Here is a 21,916-nt window from a genome sequence, read left to right as displayed (position 1 = left end):
AACCCGCCTCAGACTGATGACAACGTTCGTTATCGAGGGAGAATGCGGCGCGGGGAAGCGTAGCGACGTTAGCCGCCGGAACGCCCCCAGGTGCGGCAGGTCCGGGTATCCCGGACCGATCGGCGAATTGTCAGCGGCCGCAGAGAGGCGGACTGACACCCGCCTCAGACTGATGACAACGTTCGTTATCGAGGGAGAATGCGGCGCGGGGAAGCGTAGCGGCGTTAGCCGCCGGAACGCCCCCAGGTGCGGCAGGTCCGGGTATCCCGGACCGGTCGGCGAATTGTCAGCGGCCGCAGAGAGGCGGACTGAAACCCGGCTCTCTGCGGTTTGGCGCGGGAAGGCGTTATGTCCGGCCGCGCAAACGGCTGGTCGTGAGCTTAAACGCGATCAGTGCTGGTAGACAGTTTCTACGCCGTCCTCGTCGTCCTCATCCCAGTCATCGTCCCACTCTTCCTCAGCCTCTTCCTGCGCCTCGGCCAGCTGCTGGCGATGATAATCATCCCACATGAATTCCACTTTTTCTGGTGCGCTCTCCTCAGCCAGCGCCTGTTTAGGCTGCTGATTAAGGAAGTTCATCACGTTCCAGCACAGTTCGTTCACGCCCTGTCGGTTGACGGCGGAGATCAGATAATATTTCCCTTCCCAGCCCAGCGCCTCGGCAATCGCTTTCGCACGCTGTTCCGCTTCCGTCTTATCGATCAGATCCGTTTTATTGAACACCAGCCAGCGTGGCTTGTCCGCCAGCTTAACGCTGTACTGCTGCAACTCATTCACGATCACTTGCGCATTTTCGACCGGATCGGATTCATCGATCGGCGCAATATCGATCAGGTGCAGCAAGACGCGACAGCGCTCCAGATGTTTCAGGAAGCGAATCCCCAGGCCAGCCCCTTCGGAAGCGCCTTCGATCAACCCCGGAATATCGGCGACGACAAAACTCTGTTCGCTGTCCATCCGCACCACACCAAGACTGGGCGCCAGCGTGGTGAACGGATAGTCCGCCACTTTCGGTTTGGCGGCAGACACGGCGCGAATAAAGGTGGATTTGCCGGCATTAGGCAGCCCCAGCATCCCCACGTCGGCCAGCAGCAGCAATTCCAGCAGCAGCTCTCGCTCTTCACCCGGCGTACCGTCGGTTTTCTGACGCGGCGCCCGGTTAACCGACGATTTAAAACGGCTATTGCCCAGACCGTGCCAGCCGCCCTTCGCCACCATCAAGATCTGACCGTGGCGCGTCATATCGCCCAGCACTTCGCCGGTGCTCTGATCCTGTACGCGAGTCCCGACCGGCACCTTGATGGTGACGTCCTTGCCGCGTTTGCCGGTGCAGTCACGGCTCTGGCCGTTCTGGCCGCGTTCGGCGCGGAAAGATTTCTCAAAACGGTAATCAATCAGCGTATTCAGGTTTTCATCGGCCTGCAGGTAAACGTCGCCGCCATCGCCGCCGTCACCGCCATCAGGGCCGCCATTGGGGATATATTTCTCACGACGGAAGCTAACGCAGCCATTACCGCCATCACCCGCCACGACCAGAATCGTCGCTTCATCTACAAACTTCATTTACTTTCTCCGCGAAAAACCAATATACCCAATAGATTCGGGCTGCAGGACGTTACGACCCGATAAACGCACTCAATGAGTGAAATCGGACCAACGAACGCGGCCAATGCACCTGTAGACGGGTATAGCGTTTTTTGACCTGTATTATGTCATTTATTGGTTCTTTTCGGCGTAATTCCAGATTTCGTGACAGACAGCGTCACAGCCTTCGTCATCAAAACCGCCACGCGCCAGAACCGGCTCAGGCAAGGGAGCGCATTGTACCCGCTTCTCCCTGGGATTGCATCTGTATTAAAAATAGGCAACCCCGCGCCGCGCGGCGGCTGCCGCCGGACGTATGGGCGTCAGCCGGGGCCGACCGGCGGAATCAGCGGTTTGCGGGGCGCCTTGCGCCACCACAGCCGGTGGCCGATAGCGGAAAACATCGCGCCGGACACCACCACAAAAGCGCCGATATAGCCGATCAGATTAAGATCGGGCATGACAAACACATCAGGCCAAATCAGCGCCAGAAGATCGGAAAAGAACAGCGTAAACAGCGGGGTAAGCGTGACAATCGCGCTTACCTGCGCCGCCTGCCAGCGCGCCATCGCCTCGGCCAGCGCACCATAGCCCAACAGGGTATTCGCCCCGCAGAACAGCAGGCAGGCCAGCTGCCAGCTGCTGAGCTGGAAAATCACCGAAGGATGGGACAGCGGCGTAATCGCGACAATGCACAGCACATAAAGCAGGAATAAAATTTGCTGCGAGGTTAAACGGCGCAGCAGTACTTTCTGCGCCACGCCATAGGTCACCCATACCGCGGCGGCGCATACGCCCAGCAGCACGCCCAGCGTGTACTCGGTCAGACGGGTAAAAATCTCAATCAGACTGGCATTAAAAAACATAACCAACCCGACGATCAGCATAACCGCGCCAATCACCTGAGTTACCCGCATTTTTTCTTTAAGAATCAGCACACTGGCAAACATCATTCCCACCGGGGAAAGCTGGCCGATAACCTGGGACGCCGTCGGGCTAAGATACTGTAACGAGGAACTGAAAAACATGAAATTGCCCAGCAACCCGCCGGAAGCCACCAGCAACAGAATCAGCCAGCGTCGGCGGCGAAACAGCTTCAGCGGCGGGAGTTTCTTCTGCCAGCTGAGAATCAGCGTCAGACCAATACCTGCGATAAAATACCGGTACCAGACGACGGTATAGGGCTCCATGACGGCCAGAACCTGCTTCATGGCTATCGGCAACGCTCCCCAGCATATTGCCGTCGTCAACGCCAGGGCAAGGCCTATGCCAGCATGCTGTTTCGCGCTCATCTCGCCTCTCTGATCCTTCCCCAAAGCAGAATGTAAAAAGCCCCGCAATAAATTGCGGGGCTTAAATCTGTTGGCTTAAACGCGAAAATTATTCAGCGACGATGCTGATAAATTTACGGTTTTTCGGGCCTTTTACTTCAAATTTTACTTTGCCGTCAGCCAGAGCAAACAGAGTGTGGTCTCTCCCGCAGCCTACGTTGCTGCCGGCGTGGAACTTGGTTCCGCGCTGACGAACAATGATGCTGCCAGCCAGGACTGCCTCTCCGCCAAAGCGTTTCACGCCCAGACGTTTACTTTCTGAATCACGGCCGTTACGAGTTGAACCGCCAGCTTTTTTGTGTGCCATTAATCCGCTCTCCTAAAACTTAAGCGCTGATGCCGGTAATTTTCACGTCAGTGAACCACTGACGATGGCCCTGCTGCTTACGGTAGTGTTTACGACGACGAAATTTAACAATCTTAACTTTCTCGCCACGACCATGAGCAACGACTTCAGCTTTAATCTTACCGCCATCGACGAATGGAACGCCGATTTTGATATCTTCACCATTGGCGACCATCAGAACCTGGTCAAACTCAACCGCTTCACCAGTTGCGATGTCCAGCTTTTCCAGGCGAATGGTTTGACCTTCGCTGACTCGGTGTTGTTTACCACCACTTTGGAAAACCGCGTACATAAAAAACTCCGCTTTCCGCGCACTCCACGTATGATTATCCAGAGCGCGCTATAAATATTCACAATAGGGCGCGAATTCTACGCAAAAATCCCCCGGATGACAAGTGCAGAATAAAGCAACGAGAAGAAAAAGAATCACGCGCCTTAACTGGCGTTTATCTGCGGCATTTTTCAAGTACAATCAGCCACACTGTTTCCGTTATACAGCGCCACGAACAGCAATCGCAACACGATGTGGCACTGTGAAGAAAAGAAAAACCTGGCTGACAAAAACAATGAATCCAGAACAAATTACCGAGTTAACCAGCGAGGATATGACCGCCGTGAACGGGGTTATCCTTGAACAGTTGAACTCCGATGTCGCACTGATTAACCAGCTCGGCCACTATATTATCAGCGGCGGAGGTAAGCGCATTCGTCCCATGATCGCCGTTCTCGCGGCGCGCGCGCTGTCTTACCAGGGCGATAAACATATCACCGTAGCGGCGCTGATCGAATTTATTCACACCGCAACGCTGCTGCATGACGACGTGGTGGACGAATCGGACATGCGGCGGGGTAAGGCGACGGCCAACGCGGCGTTTGGCAATGCGGCCAGCGTGCTGGTCGGCGACTTTATTTATACCCGCGCGTTTCAAATGATGACCAGCCTGCAGTCGCTGCGCGTGCTGGCCCTGATGTCGGAAGCGGTCAACGTGATTGCGGAAGGCGAAGTCCTGCAACTGATGAACTGCAACGACCCGAACATCAGCGAAGAGAGTTACATGCGGGTGATTTACAGCAAAACCGCGCGTCTGTTTGAGGCGGCTTCGCAGTCCTCGGCGATTCTGGCCGGCGCCAGTCCGCAGCAGGAACAGGCCCTGCAGGACTACGGCCGCTATCTGGGCACCGCTTTTCAGCTGATTGACGATCTGCTCGATTACAGCGCCGATGGTAAAACGCTGGGCAAAAACACCGGCGACGATCTCAATGAAGGCAAACCGACGCTGCCCCTGCTGCACGCCATGCACCACGGCACCCCGCAGCAGAGCGCGCAGATCCGCCAGGCCATCGAACAGGGCAACGGCCGGCATTTGCTGGAGCCGGTGCTGGAAACGATGCAGCAGTGCGGCTCGCTCAGCTATACCCGTCTGCGTGCGGAACAGGAAGCGGATAAAGCCATCGCCGCCCTGCGGATTCTGCCGTCAACCCCCTACCGCCTTGCGCTGGAAGGGCTCGCTCACCTTGCCGTACAGCGTGACTTCTGAATCCTGACAGGGACCTGCGCCCGTCGCGCTATGCCAGCGTATCGGGAGCCAGGCCCAGACGAGCCAGCATCGCCACCAGTCCTTCGCGCAGTATGAAGTTCACCAGCTGTTCCTGCTCTTGTTGCGAACACTGCTGAAAAACCTGTACCCATACGGCCAGCGGATCCGGTTCTTTTTCCACCCGATACTCGGGCGACGCCTGTTCCTGCATCAGCAGAGCGTGCCTCACCGGCTCCGGCAGGCTTTCAAAAGCATATTCAACGCCGCGCCCCTGAACCCCTTTGCGCCGTCGCTTCTCCCAGCCGTCTTCCCTCGCCCGCTTATTCAGCCCCTGCGGCGATTTCGGCAAACCGCCGATGCCGAGCAACTCAGCGGGAGCAAACCATGACTGTTGCTTATCCTTTTTCATACCTTTTCATTCCAGTTTTGTTGTGCTTCTCAAAACATTTTTTTTCAGGAAAAATATGAACACGTTCTGTTTAAGTTTCCATATAATAGCTTATCGTTATCTAAACGGCTAACGATTCAATGTTAGCCGTATCGATAAATCAATAAAAAAACGCCATGTTGAAATAACAAAGACAGCGGATAACCGGCAGGATATAAAGAAACACGTTAGATAAACGCGTTACATAAAGCAGCATCAAACATGGAAATATACCGTTCCCCGTCAGGGCAGAGCCAGGCGGTAAATAAGATCCGCACCGTCTCTCATTTGAATTATTGCCGGATTCATGTTGGCCGAAACCAGCGTTGCCGACGGATACAATCGGGGGAGTAAGCGTGGCGCAAGGGGAAATAAAATCAATATATAACAATCGATTAAATGAAATCATCAGCACCAATAGCGAACCGAATGGCTATCCGGCCACGTTAAACTGGAACCTTTATCGCCGCGAATCAAACATGCACCAATCTATTTTTGTCCGGTCGCGCGCGCCGTTTCGTCATGATATTCCATTTTTGCATCGTCCCTTCGCATATATGCTCACGCCCGTCTGAAAGAAAAATTTCTTCTCTATCAATTCCCTGGCTGACCATACGTTTTTCATCGCCATTCATTCTAATAGTGCTATTCATAGCAAAAACAAATTTATCAGGAAATTAATTGAAAACCATTTGGAAATTTGATGCTATATTGTTTCTCAATAATATATTCTCATTAGTCAGGTTTTTAACTAGTTCATCTTAGTTAAACCGCTAATTAAGTTAGTCCTACAGAAAGAAGGGAAGGCTTATGAACTCAAGGAACAATGACTGGCATCCTGCGGATATTATTGCTGCTCTACGAAAGAAAGGAACAACGCTGGCTGCGGTGTCTCGCGCCGCCGGGCTAAGTTCATCAACCCTGGCCAACGCGCTGTCACGCCCCTGGCCGAAAGGGGAATGGCTTATTGCCGATGCGCTAGGCATTCATCCTTCTGAAATTTGGCCCAGCCGCTACTACGATCCTAAAACCAACCAACTCCTGGACAGGAAAAAGCTGATACGTCCCAGCTAACCGGAAAGCCGGAGATAAGCCATCTCCGGCTTTTCCGTGATATATCCTGCTCCATGGCGGTTAACTTCTCACAAAGGCTTCACCTAACTCGATATCTTTGTTCAGCACATCCAGCATGCTGTCCAGAGACTCCTGTTCATAGCGGCTCAGCGGACCAATATCCAGAAACTCCGCAATACCGTTTTGGCCCAGCAGAACCGGTTGAGCGAAGAAGCGGGTATAGTGTCCGTCACCCTCAACATAGGCATATTCGACAATATTATTTTCCCCCAGCCGCGCGCGCACCAGCGAAAGCGCGAAGCGAGCCGCAGCTTCGCCCATCGACAACGTGGCCGAGCCGCCGCCGGCCTTCGCCTCCACCACTTCCGTACCGGCATTCTGAATGCGACGAGTTAGCTCGACCACTTCCTGTTCGCTAAAGCTGATGCCTTCCACCTGCGACAGCAACGGCAGGATCGTCACGCCCGAATGGCCGCCGATGACCGGCACATGCACATCCTGCGGCTGTTTGTTTTTTAACCCGGCGATAAAGGTGCTGGAGCGAATAACGTCCAGCGTGGTCACGCCAAACAGCTTGTTTTTATCGTAAACGCCTTCCCTGAGCAGTACATCGGCGGCTATCGCCACGGTAGTATTGACCGGGTTGGTGATGATGCCGATAAAGGCCTGCGGGCAGGTATGAGCGATCTGCTCCACCAGATTACGGACAATCCCGGCATTGACGTTAAACAGATCGGCCCGATCCATGCCGGGCTTACGCGCCACGCCGGCAGAAATCAGCACAACGTCCGCGCCGATCAGCGCAGGCCTGGCATCTTCGCCGCAAAAGCCTTTGATATCAACGGGAGTAGGAATATGGCTCAGATCGACGGCCACGCCTGGCGTTACCGGCGCGATGTCATAGAGAGATAATTCTGAACCTGAAGGAAGCTGGGTTTTCAGGAGGAGAGCGAGCGCCTGCCCGATACCGCCCGCGGCGCCAAGAACTGCAACTTTCATTCTGTACTCCTTATTATCATAAAGTGAAGAAGTGCCGTGAATTCATCTGATTAGGATTTAATATCAGGACAAAGATAAAGACAATTTTCTTGCCCTGAGCTTGCGATATCGGACACTAAAAAAACAGCTTATGCCCTTAATAATAAATGAAAACGTGCCAATTATTTGAAAGGTAATTAAAGTTATGTGATGTGTGCACAAACCAGGCGCATTCTGGCGTAATTTTCTACATCACAGCGGTTGACGCGTGCGTGCCAAGGCCAGTTTGATAACATTTTAATTACATTTATGTGAGCTGATACGCACATTTTCCGCTGCGGCGGCTTCGCGATAAAATTCGGCCCAATGTTGATGACGCCGCATCATTTCCGTTTTGTTTCTCAATTTATACGCATTGATATTGAATAAAAATGCATCCATCTGCATAATGGCACGCTCGATAAAGCTAAAAATAACGGGTGGCCGTATGCGTAATTCCACAAAACAAGATGATCTGATCAAAGCGTTCAAAGCACTGTTAAAAGAAGAAAAGTTCAGCTCTCAAAGTGAAATTGTGCAGGCATTGCAGGACGAAGGGTTCGAGAATATCAACCAGTCCAAGGTTTCCCGTATGCTGACTAAATTTGGCGCCGTGCGCACGCGCAACGCTAAAATGGAAATGGTCTACTGCCTGCCTGCCGAACTGGGCGTACCGACCGCCACCAGTCCGCTGAAAAACCTGGTATTGGATGTGGACTACAACGATTCAGTCGTAGTGATCCATACCACACCGGGAGCGGCGCAGCTCATCGCGCGCCTGCTGGACTCGCTGGGTAAAGCGGAGGGGATTTTAGGCACCATTGCCGGGGACGACACCATCTTCACCACCCCGGCGAAGGAATTCAGCGTAAAACAACTGTACGACACTATACTGGCCCTGTTCGAGCAGGAACTGTAAGTCTCGTCGACCGCCGATTTACGCGGCGCCGTTCTTTTTTCCCACCGATGCCAGGGGACGGCAAGCCAACGGACGCGCCGCCCCACGGCCTTAACCCCCCCGGCAGGCGCCGCCGTCACAGCGCAGGTAACTCCGCCAGCGGCCAGCGCGGACGCACGCTGACCGCAAGATCGTCTTTACTGCCGTGACTCAGGCGTACCATACCGGCATAGGCAATCATCGCGCCATTATCGGTGCAGAACGCCGGTCGGGCATAAAACACCTCCCCGCCGCGCTGTTCCATTACGGTCTGCAGTCGCTGACGCAGCGCACGGTTGGCGCTCACCCCACCGGCCATCACCAGCCGACGAAAACCGGTCTGATCCAGCGCCCGGCGGCATTTAATCGCCAGCGTATCCACTACCGCATCTTCGAAGGCTCTGGCGATATCCGCCCGGGTCTGATCGTCGTCGCCGCTGTTGCGAATGGTATTGGCCGCGAAGGTCTTCAGACCGGAGAAACTGAAATCCAGCCCCGGCCGGTCTGTCATCGGGCGCGGAAAAGTAAAGCGCCCTGGCTTCCCCTGCTGCGCCATTTTCGACAACAGCGGACCGCCGGGATAATCCAGCCCGAGCAATTTGGCGGTTTTATCGAACGCTTCGCCGGCGGCGTCATCAATGGATTCGCCCAGCAGTTGATACTGACCGACGCCGGTAACGCTAATCAGTTGGGTGTGGCCGCCGGACACCAGCAGCGCGACAAAAGGAAACGGCGGCGGATTATCTTCCAGCATCGGCGCCAGCAGGTGCCCTTCCATATGATGAACCGGTATGGCCGGCACGTTCCAGGCAAACGCCAGCGCCCTGCCGACCGTTGCGCCGACCAGCAGAGCGCCGACCAGCCCGGGGCCGGCGGTATAGGCCACGCCGTCGATATCGCCGGGGGTTAAATCCGCCTCGCGCAGGGCGGCCTGGATCAGCGGCACCGTTTTGCGCACGTGATCGCGTGAAGCCAGTTCGGGCACCACGCCGCCATAGTCGGCGTGCAGTTTCACCTGGCTATATAACTGATTGGCGAGCAGACCGGCCCGATCGTCATACACGGCCACCCCGGTTTCATCGCACGAGGTTTCAATCCCCAGAACACGCATTGCAATTCCTGTTTTCCTGTCTTATGTTCGGCGGCGCGGCGCATAGCCCGGGTTCGCCGGGAACATGCTATACTTGCCCGCCCGCCTGCCAGCGCGCAGTGTAGCATAAAGCGCAAGGATCGGCTCTGGCCGGGGCCGGAGGTTTTATGTTCGCCCGGGCACTTTACAAGTACTGTCCTGATGCAGTAGAATTCCGCACCATTTTGAAAATGGCTGGCACAACGCCAGCGACAAACCGAATTTACTGAGGTGAGAGGCACATGCCGGTAATTAAAGTACGTGAAAACGAGCCGTTCGACGTAGCTCTGCGTCGTTTCAAACGTTCCTGCGAAAAAGCAGGAGTTTTAGCAGAAGTCCGTCGTCGCGAGTTCTATGAAAAACCGACGACTGAACGCAAACGCGCAAAAGCTTCTGCCGTGAAACGTCACGCGAAGAAACTGGCTCGCGAAAACGCACGCCGCACTCGTCTGTATTAATTTTCTGGAGGGTGACCTCCATCGCGTGATTAATCCGCAGACTTAGCAGTTGCATACGAAGGCCGTGCTTTCCGAAAGGAAGCGCGGCTTGCTGTCGTTTATAAGCTAACATTCAGGGGCTTATGGCTGGACGAATTCCACGCGTATTTATCAATGACTTGCTGGCTCGAACCGACATCATCGACCTGATCGACGCGCGGGTAAAGCTGAAAAAGCAAGGCAAGAATTATCACGCCTGTTGTCCGTTCCATCACGAGAAAACCCCCTCTTTCACCGTAAACGGCGATAAACAGTTCTACCACTGCTTCGGCTGTGGCGCACACGGTAACGCCATTGATTTTTTGATGAATTACGACCGACTCGAATTCGTCGAAAGCATTGAAGAACTGGCGACGATGCACGGTCTGGAAGTACCGTATGAAACCGGCACAGGCCCGACGCCGCTGGAACGCCATCAGCGCCAGAGTCTGTACCAGTTAATGGATAAGCTCAGTGCGTTTTACCAGCAGTCGTTGCGCCAGTCGGGCGGCTCCGCGGCGCGTCAGTATCTTGAGCAGCGCGGGTTGAGCGCCGAAGTCATCAACCATTTCGCCATCGGTTTTGCGCCGGCCGGCTGGGACAACGTATTAAAACGTTTTGGTCAGCACCCGGACGACAAAAGCACACTGAACGATGCCGGCATGCTGGTGACTAACGATCAGGGCAGAATGTACGACCGCTTTCGCGATCGCGTTATGTTCCCTATTCGGGATAAACGCGGCCGCGTGATCGCCTTTGGCGGCCGGGTGCTGGGCGACGGGGTGCCCAAATACCTGAACTCGCCCGAAACGGAAATTTTTCATAAAGGCCGCCAGCTGTATGGCCTTTACGAGGCGCAGCAAAACCATCCGGAACTGGCGCGTCTGCTGGTTGTTGAAGGCTATATGGATGTGGTGGCGCTGGCGCAGTTTGGCATCGACTATGCCGTTGCGTCGCTGGGAACCTCCACCACCGCCGAACATATTCAGCTGTTGTTCCGCGCCACCGATAACGTGGTGTGTTGCTACGACGGCGACCGGGCCGGGCGCGAAGCGGCATGGCGAGCGCTGGAAACCGCGCTGCCATGGCTGAACGACGGGCGTCAGTTGCGGTTTATGTTTCTGCCTGACGGCGAGGACCCCGATACGCTGGTGCGCAAAGAAGGCCGGGAGGCCTTTGAACAGCGAATGGAGCAGGCGCAGGCGCTGTCGGTGTTTCTGTTCGAAACCCTGCAGCAGCAGGTGGACATGAGCTCGCCGGAAGGGCGCACCAAGCTTAGTACTCTGGCGTTGCCGTTGATTGGTCAGATACCGGGCGAAACGCTGCGGCTTTATTTGCGCCAGCAACTGGGCAACAAACTGGGTATTCTGGAAGACAGTCAGTTGGATCGTCTGCTTCCCAGACAGGCGGAAAATGCGCAACCCTACCAGGCCCCCCGGCTAAAACGCACAACCATGCGTATACTAATAGGACTGCTGGTGCAAAATCCTCAGTTGGCCGCACAGGTGCCGGCGCTGGAGGGGCTTACTTCATCGAAAACCGCCGGTCTGCCGCTGTTTATCGAGCTGGTGAAAACCTGTCAGGCGCAGCCGGGATTGACCACGGGGCAACTGCTGGAACAGTACAGAGATAATAAATTAAGCCATCAGCTTGAAACTCTGGCGACATGGAACCACATGATCGTAGAGGAAAAGATAGAAGAGACATTTGTCGATACGCTGGCCAGTCTGTACGACCAGATTCTGGAACAGCGGCTTGAAACACTCATAGCCCAGGCGCGTACTCAGGGCCTGACGCCGGAAGAACGAGCGGAAGTGAATGCCCTGAATCAGGTCCTGGCAAAAAAGAAATGATTTCCGAGGCTTAATTGCCGATAAAGAGTGGGAAAGCGCCCCACCAATGCCGCAGCAGGGGCCGCGGCGATAAGTGAAAGCCCCAAATGTTATTGTTGGCAATTATCGCCGACCAACACCAACCCATATACTCTGAAGTGTGGATACCGTCTTATGGAGCAAAACCCGCAGTCACAGCTTAAGCTACTTGTCACCCATGGTAAGGAGCAAGGCTACCTGACCTATGCTGAGGTCAATGACCATCTGCCGGAAGATATCATCGACTCCGATCAGATCGAAGACATCATCCAGATGATTAATGACATGGGCATCCAGGTGATGGAAGAAGCACCTGATGCCGATGATCTCATGCTGGCAGAAAATAATGCCGACGAAGATGCGGTAGAAGCCGCGGCTCAGGTTCTGTCCAGCGTTGAATCCGAGATCGGTCGCACCACCGACCCGGTGCGCATGTATATGCGCGAAATGGGTACCGTCGAACTGTTGACCCGTGAAGGCGAAATTGATATTGCCAAACGTATCGAAGACGGTATCAACCAGGTCCAGTGTTCCGTGGCCGAATACCCGGAAGCGATAACCTATCTGCTTGAACAGTACGATCGCGTCGAGGCGGGCGAAAGCCGCCTGTCCGATCTGATTACCGGTTTTGTCGATCCGAACGCGGAAGAAGATATCGCGCCGACCGCTACCCATGTGGGCTCGGAACTGCCCAGCGAAGAGATCGACGACGAAGACGACGACGATGACGACGACGACGATGCCGATGATGATAACAGCATCGATCCGGAACTGGCCCGTCAGAAGTTTTCCGATCTGCGTGAACAATACGAAACAACCCGCCAGGTAATCAAGGCCAACGGACGCAGCCACGCGCTGGCGATGGACGAAATCCAGAAGCTGTCAGACGTGTTTAAACAATTCCGTCTGGTGCCGAAACAGTTCGACTTCCTGGTCAACAGCATGCGCTCAATGATGGATCGCGTGCGCACTCAGGAACGTCTGATCATGAAGCTGTGCGTGGAACAGTGCAAAATGCCGAAGAAAAACTTCGTCAATCTGTTCGCCGGCAATGAAACCAACGACAGCTGGTTCAACGCCGCCATTTCTCTGGGCAAGCCCTGGTCTGAGAAACTGAACGACGTTGCCGAAGAAGTGCATCGCGGCCTGCAGAAACTGCATCAGATTGAGGAAGAAACCGGTCTGACCATTGAACAGGTCAAAGACATCAACCGCCGTATGTCGATTGGCGAAGCGAAAGCGCGCCGGGCGAAAAAAGAGATGGTAGAGGCGAACCTGCGTCTGGTTATCTCCATCGCCAAAAAATACACCAACCGCGGTCTGCAATTCCTCGATCTGATCCAGGAAGGCAATATCGGTCTGATGAAAGCCGTTGATAAATTTGAATATCGCCGCGGCTATAAATTCTCCACCTACGCCACCTGGTGGATCCGTCAGGCCATTACGCGCTCTATCGCCGACCAGGCCCGTACTATCCGTATTCCTGTGCATATGATTGAAACGATTAATAAACTCAATCGTATTTCACGCCAGATGCTGCAGGAAATGGGGCGTGAACCGTCGCCGGAAGAGCTGGCCGAGCGGATGCTGATGCCGGAAGATAAGATCCGCAAGGTGCTGAAAATCGCCAAAGAGCCGATCTCGATGGAAACCCCGATCGGCGACGATGAAGATTCGCATCTGGGCGATTTTATTGAGGACACCACGCTGGAACTGCCGCTGGATTCCGCCACGTCGGAAAGCCTGCGCTCCGCCACGCACGATGTGCTGGCCGGCCTGACGGCGCGTGAGGCCAAAGTGCTGCGTATGCGCTTCGGTATCGATATGAACACCGACCACACGCTGGAAGAGGTGGGCAAGCAGTTTGACGTAACGCGTGAACGTATCCGTCAGATCGAAGCGAAAGCGCTGCGTAAACTGCGCCACCCGAGCCGTTCCGAAGTACTGCGCAGCTTCCTGGATGATTAATCCGTAGCCGCCGCACGGTCGCTCTCATCATAACCCCCGCCTCCGGCGGGGGTTATTTTTTATCGGTATTCAGCGCGTCGTACAACTCCCGATAACTCGCGCTCAGCGCCTCCAGCGTGGCGCGGTTCAGCCCGCTGGGGTTGGGCAACACCCAGAGCCGGGTTCTGCCGATGGTCGTCGCCTGGCGACCCCATGCCACCTTCCTGACGCCAAACGCCTGACTGAACGCCTGCTTGCCGAGCACGGCCAGCGCGGCGGGCTGATAACGCGCTATTTTGGCCGTTAAATCGGCGCCGCCCTGACGCAGTTCATCCGCACGCAACTCCGCCGCGCCCACGGTCGCCCGCGCCACCAGCGCCGTAATGCCGCAGCGATAAGTCAGCAGCAGCAGCTCTTCCTGCGGCGACAACAAACGACCGGTAAACCCGGCCTGATAGATCGCCTTCCAGAAACGATTGCTCGGATTGGCGAAATGGTAGCCCTGCGCGGCGGACGATAGCCCCGGGTTGATGCCGCAAAACACCACGTCCAGATTGTCGGCCAGAATATCGTTAATCATACTGCGTTCCGTTATTGCCTTTTATGCGGTTATCGCAAAATCCGCCAATGATTACAACAGACTATTGTGAACAGAAAACAAGCACATGGCGGAACAACAGTAGACCTGCCGCCGGAGATTGCCGTATAATCACGCCCGCGCGGCCCCTTAGCTCAGTGGTTAGAGCAGTCGACTCATAATCGATTGGTCGTTGGTTCAAACCCAACAGGGGCCACCAGAATTTATCAAGGGCTTGCGTGAAAACGCTGGCTCTTTTTTATTGCGCTGATAGCCGGGAAGCACGAAAAACCGCATAAGGAAATTAATACGGCACACTGGACTTATAGACAAAGCTTGCTTATAGCCCTTCTAATGCTGCCCCTTGTGGTATTTGCAGCGCCCACGCCTGAGTCAGTTATCAAAGGCCACCTCTCAGTGGCTGATTGGCAGTATATCGCCCGAAAAGTTGCAGCAGGCGAAAAGGACTGGTTGGCTGTTGTGCCAACCCTTGCATCAAAGGCTAACCGCCAACAAGCCGATCAACTGGAGGATGCGTTGTCTACAGCCCTCCCGGTTAATACCAAAGGCGTGTTATCCGCGTTGCGCATACTGGATTCCGGAACATATCCTGAAATGCGCGGTACTGATATTGTTTGTGTATTGAAAGTTGTGAAACCCGGTAAAGGGGCTGATACGTACTATGCCAATACCCGACTCGCGCTACTGGATGAACCTATAGGGGCAGAGTGCCTTTGGAATCTTGAGGGCGTTTGGGAAGAAGCGAAACAGGAGCAAAAATAGCAGTACGTCAACGCTATGTACCCCGAACTGAATAGCGTTGACACCTTACAGGCAACTTCGCGTTTTATCTTATGAAAATTTAGGGGTAAAAAGTGCGAATCAGCCTGCGAAAAACCTGTATAGGTCTGTATATCGCCATTAACACTTTTTCGCTTGCTCGGGAAAAACCGTAACAAATCGAGACATCCCACACTTGACACTTTCCCCCCAAATTCAGTGACGGCGCGGCTTTATTCCGGCCGACATTTTTGTGGGGGATGGCAAGTGTAAATCCATCGGTTTCATTTTTCTCGATTTTCCACCAGGCGCTTTCGCCCACGTGAAATTGGGTGGCATAAGAGAACGAAGACTTTATCCTTCCAGATGACTCAAAAGGGACAACCCGGAGGTTTATTATTTTCTTTCGCCATTTGATTATTATTTCCTTTATTTTCTGGCAAAGCCGGCATAAGAATCCTTCGAGGAAGCGCTTCACGTGAAGATGACACAGGGAATGCCGGCCTTTAATCAGACATTGAATTTAGTCGAGAAAGAAACTAATGGACAAGCATCCTGAAAAATCAGGAAATAAGAGAAAAGTAATATTTATATTACTTGAGGGCTTCATAATATACTCACTGGGTTTTGGTTCCTGTTTTGTATTTTTTCGACACATGGACAGCGCGGCTTATTTATATCAGTCCTTCTGTTGTCGCCGGCTATCTGATAATAAAAACTTTGCCTGAAAAACCAGAATAAAGCCCTTGCGGGCTTTCCTTTCTGATAAATAAAAAGATATGCGGAGTCCGGTCTGCATCACCTCTCTGCCAGCTACAGTGACTGGCCCCGTCTATCAGAAACACTCTCCGGGCTATTCAGAAAATACTCAAGCCGGCGACAGGCGATATCAAAATACTGCTGGCTCATCTTCCATCGCTGCCCCGTAAACCGCCTTCAGGTCACGGGTGACGGCTCTGTAATCCTTCCAGGACACGAATCGCAGGCTGTTGCGAACCATATGCACGATGCACAGCTGGATACGCGTCTCCGGGCAGACCACGTTGATGGCGTCAGGCAAGCCTTTCAGACCGTCAACGCAGGCGACTGGAATGTCGTTCAGGCCTCTGTTTTTCGGCTCCGTCAGTACATTCAGCCAGAACTTCGCCCCTTCATTTTCCGCCAGCCACATACCCGGCAGCGATTTCTGACCTTCGATATTGATGCCCAGGGCCAGGAACACGGATTTGTTGATGACGCGGCTGTCCTGGCGGACCTTAAGGACAATACAGTCAGGATAAACAATGGGATAAAGACTATCCAGCGGCCGATTCCGCCATTCAGCAACCTGTTCCATCACCGCGTCCGTGACCTTTGAAATCAGGGCGGGCGACACATCCGTTCCGTCCAGTCTCAAAGTGATCTTTTGACGGCATGCGCCGTAATATCAACCTAACAAACTGAAAAAAATAATCATTAGTGATTTTGTCATTCTGAATAACCGCGTTTTCATCGAGTAGTCAGAAGATTTAACCAGAGGCATAACGTCTTCCTGTTGGCGCAAATTTTCCCTGCCGGCATTTGCATTATCTGAGAATCCTTATTATTTAAAGTTTATATTATATAAAGTATATATTTGTTAGCGTGACGTTGATGGTCATGGGCGTCACCCACGGCCCCGTTAGCTGATAACTATAAGGGGAATGTTTTTATGTCATGGTTAATGCAGGTCTCCCGCCGCGGATGCCCTCTTTTCGTGGCTTTTCTGAGTCTGCTGGCGCTGAACGCCAACACCAGGGCCGATACGATACCGCCCCATACCGGCGGTACGCTGACGTTTATCCTGCCGAGCGAGCCCTCCACCCTGGTATCCCTGGCGACTGTCGCCCAGCCGGTAATAGCCGTAAGCAGCAAAGTTAGCGAGGGGCTACTTACCTACGATTACAATCTTAATCCGCTGCCCCAGTTGGCGACGTCGTGGGAGATCAGTCCGGACGGTAAAACCTATACTTTTCATCTGCGCCCCGGAGTGAAGTGGCATGACGGACAGGATTTCACCTCCGCCGACGTTGCCTGGTCCATTGAATTGCTGAAAAAAGTCCATCCGCGCGCCAGCAGCACCTTCGCCAACGTGATACAGATAAAGACCCCCGACCCGCTGACCGCGGTATTGGAGCTGTCTCATCCGGCACCGTATTTATTGCGGGCTTTCGCCGCGGGCGAGACGCCGATCGTTGCCAGGCATATCTATGAGGGAACCGACGCGCTGAAAAACCCCAACGGCAATGCCCCGATCGGCACGGGACCCTATATTTTCAGCGAATGGGTACGCGGCAGCCACGTGATTTTCAAACGCAACCCTAATTATTGGGACAAACCGAAACCCTATATCGATCAGCTTGTTGTGAAATTTTCCACGGATTTTGTGGTGCGTTCGCTGGCGCTGGAAACCGGTCAGGCCGATATTGGCTATCGTACGCCGGTAGCGCTGAGCGACCTGAACCGGCTGAAAGAAAAAACCAACCTGGTATTCGATACCAGGGGAAATAATTACTCTTATAGCGTGGCGTCGCTGCACTTCAATCTCGACGATCCCCATTTCAGCAACCTGAAAGTGCGTCAGGCGGTGGCCCATGCCATCGATCGCGACGCGCTGCTGCGGGTGGTCTATTTCGGCTACGGTACGGCGACCGCTACCCCCGTCGCCCCGGGGCTGAAAACGTTTCACAGCACCGCGCCCTCCCCTTATCCTTATGACGTGGCCGCCGCCAACCGGCTGCTGGATGAAGCTAACTATCCGCGCGGCGCTGACGGCACGCGCTTTCGCGTAACCCTTGATTACAGTACCTTTGACGACACGTTCAGGCGTAATGCCGAGTTTATCCGCTCGGCACTGGCTAAGGTCGGCATTGCCGTCACCCTGCGATCGCAGGATATCGCCACCTATGCCAAACGGGTATTTACCGACCGCGACTTTTCTCTGGTCAGCGATCAATATGCCAACCTGTACGATCCCACCGTTGGGGTGCAGCGTCTTTACTGGTCGAAAAACTTCCGCATCGGAGTGCCATTCACCAACCTGTCCCACTACCATAACGATAAAGTGGATCAACTGCTGGAAGCCGCGCAAACCGAAAATGACCCGGACAAACGAATCGCGCTATTTAATGAGTTTCAGAGCATTATTCAGCGCGAGCTGCCGGATATAAATCTGGTTTCGCCGCAGTTTATTACCATCGCCAACCCGCGGGTTCACGACCATTCCCCCACCGCCGACGGGCTGGAAGGCAACCTCTCATCAGTATGGCTTGATCCTGCGCCCTGAATGACGTCAATGCGTGAAGGGGCGGTTATTCGGCCTTTTCACGCAGAAAAAAACGGGCGCCGTTAAGATGACGTGACAGCAAGGCGGCGCAAAGGTCGCCGTCTTTGTCGATAATCGCCTGCAGGATAAGCGCGTGTTCCTGCGCCACCGCCTGCCAGTGTCCCTGCCGGTTGTTGCGCTGATTGCCCTTAAACCGGGTATGGTAGAGACGAGCGTTGAGGTTGCCATGCATCTCCACCAGCGTATCGTTATGGGATGCCCGCACCAGCGCCAGATGAAATTCCTGGTTGGCATGAAAATAGCGCAGGGATTCGCCGGCGTTAAACGCCGCCATCAGGGCCTTTTCCTGTTTTTGCAACGCCCGGATATCCAGCGCGGTAGCCGATTGCGCCGCCAGCCTGCCAGCCAGTTTTTCCATTTCGGTATACACCACCAGCATTTGTTCAATTTCCGCCGTATTCAGCGACGCCACCAATACCCGCTTATTGGGCTGCATTTCCACCAGCCGTTGCGCCGCCAGCATTTTCAGCGCCTCGCGCAGCGGCGTCTGGGAGATCTGCAGGGTTTCACAGATGGCCTGGACATTGATCGGCTCTCCCGGTTTCAGAACGTCCTGAATAATTAAATCTCTCACATACTCCGCCACCTGATCGGTCAGCGGCCGGCGGTCCATCGTAACGGCGGGCAGAGTCGGTTCACCGTGCGGGTGGGCGTCGTCCATTATTTCCATAGCGTCCTCAATTAAAAAGTGTCATCGGCCAGCGCCGCAGAAAGAGCCAGGCCGCCTGTTCGCCGCGGACTGGCGGCGATGCGCTATATGCGGCAGATGCAAATGGTTACCTGATAAAGTTTATACTATATAGATTATATATTTGTTAAGTTAGCTGAAACATAATTTGTTTGCGATATTTCATTAACTTAATGATATACAGGCGTTTATTATGACAGACATCACATCGACATCGGCAATTCCCTCTGCCGCCGCACTCTCCTGGCTACAGCTGGATTCTTTCGTTCCGACAGGAGAAGTGGATGAAATAATCACTCGTACGGCAGCCAAAGTCGGTCATCGTCGCAATATACAGCTGGTGCTGGCGCATAATCCGCCGGTGCTGATTGCCCAGGATGCGCTGAGCCGCGCGCTCAATCAGCCCGAAACGAGCGGACTCAGCCCCCGGGAACGGGAACTGATCGCCGTGGTGGTCAGCGTGGAGAACCGATGCGCGCCTTGTATTTTTGCCCATACCGCCACCCTGCGCCAGCTAAGCGGCGATCCGCTGTGGGTCGGGTTGCTGGAAGTCAACTATCGTCACGCACCGTTAACCGGGCGTGAACGGGCGCTGGCCGATTACGCATGGAAAATCACCCGCGCCCCGCAGGATATCGACTCAACGGATTTAGCAACGCTGCGCCAGGCCGGGCTAAGCGAACCGGCCATTCTGGAAGCCGCCGCCATTGCCGCTTATTTTAATTACAGCAACCGCCTGAACAGCGCGCTGGGTATCCGGCCTAATGCCGAAGCCTACGGAGAGGCGCGTTAATATGCCGCGAACAGCACCGCCACATGAGCCGGACGACCGGCAACATGCGCTGCGCGCCGGACGTTTCGCCGCCAATTTCTTATTGTCGCCCGAGACGCTGCGCCAGCGCCAGACCATGAAATGGCAGTTTTACCCACCGGAAATTTTACCGGCCTGGGTAGCCGAGATGGATTACGACCTGGCGCCGGCCATTGCTGATGTATTGCGCTGGTGGGCGCAGGCTCGGGAGGCGGGCTACCCATATCGCCAGCGCGATCGGGCCGAGATCGGACTGGCGCGCGCGTTCAGTCGTTATACGCTGCGGGCATTCGACTGGGAAACCGACCCGAATAATGTGCTGGCGGTGAATGAGCTGGTGCAGGCCATCTATCTGGCTATCATGGCGTTCAGCGAACCGGGAGAGGGCGTCTTGCTGCAAACGCCCTGCTACCCGCCGTTCTACCAGGCCATCGACGATACCGGCCGCAGGCTGCGCACCAGCGCGCTGGTGGATGACGGCAGCGGTTTCGCTATCGATTTTGAACATGCTGAACGCCAGCTGGACGCCAACACGCGTATCCTGATCCTGTGCAACCCTCATAATCCCACCGGCCGGGTCTTGCGCCGCGACGAACTGGAAAAGCTGGCGGATTTCGTCGAAGCGCACGATCTGCTGGTGATCGCCGACGAGATCCACGCCGACCTGATATATCCGGACAGACGCCATATCCCGTTCGCCACCGTGCGTTCATCGCTGGCGGCCAGAACCGTGACGCTCAATTCAGCCAGTAAAAGTTTCAATATTCCCGGTCTGCGCTGCGGCGTGATGTATTTCGGCACGCCTGAGCTGAAGCGTCGATTCACCCGGCGATTACCCGCCCGCCTTCTGGGCTATCCCGCGGGCATTGGCATTGACGCCACCGTCGCCGCCTGGGATGACGGCGAAGAGTGGCTCGGCGATCTGCGCCATTATCTTTACGATCGGCGCGCACAAACCCTGGCCGCCCTGCACGAACGCTTACCCCAGGCCAGGATCCGGACGCCCGAGGCCACCTATTTCGCCTGGCTCGATCTCAGCGAGCTCGCCTTGCCCGCGCCGGCCGGAGAGTGGTATCGGCAGCGGGCCTCGCTGGCGTTGAATGCAGGCGAGGCCTTCATCCAGGGCGGCGAACAACGGGTACGGCTCAATTTCGCCACCTCGGAAAACATACTGGCGCAGGTGCTCGGGCGGCTGATCGATTCAGATCGCTCATAGCCCGGCGCGCCAGGAACTCCCGATGCATAAGTTTAATAAGAGCAGGCCATGACAGAGATTAAGCATCCGTACCGCGACAATCAGGCCACGCTGGGCGTGCTGATGGTGAAAACGCATTTTCGCCGTTACCAGGGGGATATCGGCAATCCCGATACCTGGTCATTCCCGGTGCGCTACCGGGTAGTGGAAGACGCCATCCCTCAGCGCATGGGCCATCTGCAACAGCACAATTTGCTGGAGCCGTTTAAACGCGCGGCTCAGTCCCTGATCGATGAGGGCGTCGACGGACTGACCACCAGCTGCGGTTATCTCTCTTATTACCAGCAGGAGCTGGCCGCCTGGTCGCCGGTGCCCATCGTCACCAGCAGTCTGTTGCAATATTCGCTGGTGCAACGCCTGCTGCCGGGAGGTCGCAGGCCGCTGATCCTGACCTTCGACGAAACCACCCTGAAAGGGGATTACCTGCAAAAAGTAGGCATCCCGGTCGATGCGGCCGTCGCCGGCATCGATCCCGACTCGGAATTTGTGCGCTCCATCAGTAACGGCGACGACAGTATTCCCTGGCAGGTATTGGAATCCGATGTGCTGGCCGCCGCGGAACAGGCGTTGCGCCGCTTCCCCGCGACGGGAGCACTGCTGCTCGAATGCACGAATATCGCCCCTTTCAGCGCCTCGCTCTATGGTCGGTTTGGTTTTCCGGTATTTGATACCGTGACGCTGGTCAATGGTTTTCACGCCGCGCTCCGGCCCAGGCGCTACGACGGCGGCAAAACATGGAACCTATGATCACGGCCGCGAAGCGG

The 21,916-nt window shown here is 54.9% G+C and carries 21 protein-coding genes, 1 tRNA gene and 1 pseudogene; 13 read left to right on the top strand and 10 right to left on the bottom strand.

Translation table 11 applies throughout. The features are described from left to right. Positions 1–390: 390 nt before the first annotated feature. The 4 genes from cgtA to rplU all read right to left on the bottom strand — a co-directional run bounded on the left by cgtA (position 391) and on the right by rplU (position 3,553). On the bottom strand, positions 391–1,563 hold the full coding sequence (cgtA, locus tag FJU30_RS02925; RefSeq protein WP_150433729.1) for an Obg family GTPase CgtA: 1,173 nt from the start codon (positions 1,561–1,563) through the stop codon (positions 391–393). 344 nt (positions 1,564–1,907) lie between these two features. After that, on the bottom strand, positions 1,908–2,876 hold the full coding sequence (locus tag FJU30_RS02920; protein ID WP_150433730.1) for a DMT family transporter: 969 nt from the start codon (positions 2,874–2,876) through the stop codon (positions 1,908–1,910). Between the two features lie 88 nt (positions 2,877–2,964). After that, positions 2,965–3,222, bottom strand: a complete 258-nt coding sequence (gene rpmA / locus FJU30_RS02915) for a 50S ribosomal protein L27 (protein WP_150433731.1) — start codon at positions 3,220–3,222, stop codon at positions 2,965–2,967. 19 nt (positions 3,223–3,241) lie between these two features. Further along, positions 3,242–3,553, bottom strand: a complete 312-nt coding sequence (gene rplU, locus FJU30_RS02910) for a 50S ribosomal protein L21 (protein ID WP_150433732.1) — start codon at positions 3,551–3,553, stop codon at positions 3,242–3,244. Between the two features lie 274 nt (positions 3,554–3,827). Between rplU and ispB the strand changes: the two genes are divergently transcribed. Continuing rightward, positions 3,828–4,799, top strand: coding sequence for an octaprenyl diphosphate synthase (gene ispB, locus FJU30_RS02905; protein ID WP_150433733.1), 972 nt, complete (start codon positions 3,828–3,830; stop codon positions 4,797–4,799). A gap of 28 nt (positions 4,800–4,827) precedes the next feature. On the opposite strand, the gene FJU30_RS02900 is transcribed toward ispB, so the two are convergent. Further along, positions 4,828–5,208, bottom strand: a complete 381-nt coding sequence (locus FJU30_RS02900) for a DNA-binding protein (protein ID WP_150433734.1) — start codon at positions 5,206–5,208, stop codon at positions 4,828–4,830. A gap of 374 nt (positions 5,209–5,582) precedes the next feature. Here FJU30_RS02900 and FJU30_RS02895 point away from each other — a divergent pair, with 374 nt between their 5' ends. Continuing rightward, on the top strand, positions 5,583–5,801 hold the full coding sequence (locus FJU30_RS02895; protein WP_150433735.1) for a hypothetical protein: 219 nt from the start codon (positions 5,583–5,585) through the stop codon (positions 5,799–5,801). A gap of 235 nt (positions 5,802–6,036) precedes the next feature. Beyond that, complete coding sequence (locus FJU30_RS02890; protein ID WP_150433736.1) at positions 6,037–6,300, top strand: helix-turn-helix domain-containing protein; 264 nt, start codon at positions 6,037–6,039, stop codon at positions 6,298–6,300. 60 nt (positions 6,301–6,360) lie between these two features. On the opposite strand, the gene mdh is transcribed toward FJU30_RS02890, so the two are convergent. After that, positions 6,361–7,299 (bottom strand): malate dehydrogenase, encoded by a 939-nt coding sequence (mdh, locus tag FJU30_RS02885; protein ID WP_150433737.1) that lies wholly within the window; start codon positions 7,297–7,299, stop codon positions 6,361–6,363. A gap of 466 nt (positions 7,300–7,765) precedes the next feature. Here mdh and argR point away from each other — a divergent pair, with 466 nt between their 5' ends. Then, positions 7,766–8,236: a transcriptional regulator ArgR gene (gene argR, locus FJU30_RS02880; protein WP_150433738.1), complete on the top strand. Its 471-nt coding sequence runs from the start codon at positions 7,766–7,768 to the stop codon at positions 8,234–8,236. A 115-nt stretch (positions 8,237–8,351) separates the two neighbouring features. On the opposite strand, the gene tsaD is transcribed toward argR, so the two are convergent. After that, entirely contained in the window at positions 8,352–9,365 is a 1,014-nt protein-coding gene (gene tsaD, locus FJU30_RS02875) for a tRNA (adenosine(37)-N6)-threonylcarbamoyltransferase complex transferase subunit TsaD (RefSeq protein WP_150433739.1), read from the bottom strand. Between the two features lie 260 nt (positions 9,366–9,625). Here tsaD and rpsU point away from each other — a divergent pair, with 260 nt between their 5' ends. The 3 genes from rpsU (at position 9,626) to rpoD (ending at position 13,698) form a co-directional block, all read left to right on the top strand. Beyond that, complete coding sequence (gene rpsU, locus FJU30_RS02870; protein ID WP_001144069.1) at positions 9,626–9,841, top strand: 30S ribosomal protein S21; 216 nt, start codon at positions 9,626–9,628, stop codon at positions 9,839–9,841. Positions 9,842–9,963: 122 nt separating this feature from the next. After that, positions 9,964–11,712: a DNA primase gene (dnaG, locus tag FJU30_RS02865; RefSeq protein ID WP_150433740.1), complete on the top strand. Its 1,749-nt coding sequence runs from the start codon at positions 9,964–9,966 to the stop codon at positions 11,710–11,712. A 153-nt stretch (positions 11,713–11,865) separates the two neighbouring features. After that, positions 11,866–13,698 (top strand): RNA polymerase sigma factor RpoD, encoded by a 1,833-nt coding sequence (gene rpoD, locus FJU30_RS02860; protein WP_150433741.1) that lies wholly within the window; start codon positions 11,866–11,868, stop codon positions 13,696–13,698. A gap of 52 nt (positions 13,699–13,750) precedes the next feature. On the opposite strand, the gene mug is transcribed toward rpoD, so the two are convergent. After that, complete coding sequence (gene mug / locus FJU30_RS02855; protein WP_150433742.1) at positions 13,751–14,257, bottom strand: G/U mismatch-specific DNA glycosylase; 507 nt, start codon at positions 14,255–14,257, stop codon at positions 13,751–13,753. 141 nt (positions 14,258–14,398) lie between these two features. Between mug and FJU30_RS02850 the strand changes: the two genes are divergently transcribed. Further along, positions 14,399–14,474: transfer RNA gene (locus FJU30_RS02850), tRNA-Ile, on the top strand. Positions 14,475–14,671: 197 nt separating this feature from the next. Then, positions 14,672–15,037 (top strand): hypothetical protein, encoded by a 366-nt coding sequence (locus FJU30_RS02845; RefSeq protein WP_150433743.1) that lies wholly within the window; start codon positions 14,672–14,674, stop codon positions 15,035–15,037. A 904-nt stretch (positions 15,038–15,941) separates the two neighbouring features. Here FJU30_RS02845 and FJU30_RS02840 read toward each other — a convergent pair. Next, positions 15,942–16,436: pseudogene (locus FJU30_RS02840) on the bottom strand (IS256 family transposase); the annotation flags it as partial. A 288-nt stretch (positions 16,437–16,724) separates the two neighbouring features. On the opposite strand from FJU30_RS02840, the gene FJU30_RS02835 reads away from it, so the two are divergent. Continuing rightward, entirely contained in the window at positions 16,725–18,338 is a 1,614-nt protein-coding gene (locus FJU30_RS02835; protein ID WP_150433744.1) for an ABC transporter substrate-binding protein, read from the top strand. Between the two features lie 25 nt (positions 18,339–18,363). Here FJU30_RS02835 and FJU30_RS02830 read toward each other — a convergent pair whose 3' ends face one another. Next, the gene (locus FJU30_RS02830) at positions 18,364–19,068 is read right to left on the bottom strand and encodes a GntR family transcriptional regulator (protein WP_150433745.1); all 705 of its coding nucleotides are present in this window, start codon (positions 19,066–19,068) and stop codon (positions 18,364–18,366) included. Positions 19,069–19,279: 211 nt separating this feature from the next. Between FJU30_RS02830 and FJU30_RS02825 the strand changes: the two genes are divergently transcribed. The 3 genes from FJU30_RS02825 to FJU30_RS02815 are packed head-to-tail and all read left to right on the top strand — an operon-like array spanning position 19,280 to position 21,899. After that, complete coding sequence (locus FJU30_RS02825; RefSeq protein ID WP_150433746.1) at positions 19,280–19,879, top strand: peroxidase-related enzyme; 600 nt, start codon at positions 19,280–19,282, stop codon at positions 19,877–19,879. A 1-nt stretch (position 19,880) separates the two neighbouring features. After that, positions 19,881–21,113 carry a MalY/PatB family protein gene (locus tag FJU30_RS02820; protein ID WP_191091518.1) on the top strand — a complete coding sequence of 411 codons (1,233 nt, stop codon included), beginning with the start codon at positions 19,881–19,883 and terminating at the stop codon, positions 21,111–21,113. A 48-nt stretch (positions 21,114–21,161) separates the two neighbouring features. Beyond that, positions 21,162–21,899, top strand: a complete 738-nt coding sequence (locus FJU30_RS02815) for an aspartate/glutamate racemase family protein (protein WP_150433748.1) — start codon at positions 21,162–21,164, stop codon at positions 21,897–21,899. The last annotated feature ends 17 nt before the right edge of the window (positions 21,900–21,916 follow it).

The organism is Affinibrenneria salicis (genome assembly GCF_008710095.1).
Note: the sequence above shows the minus strand (reverse complement) of the source record. Positions and strands in the feature narration are given on the sequence as shown.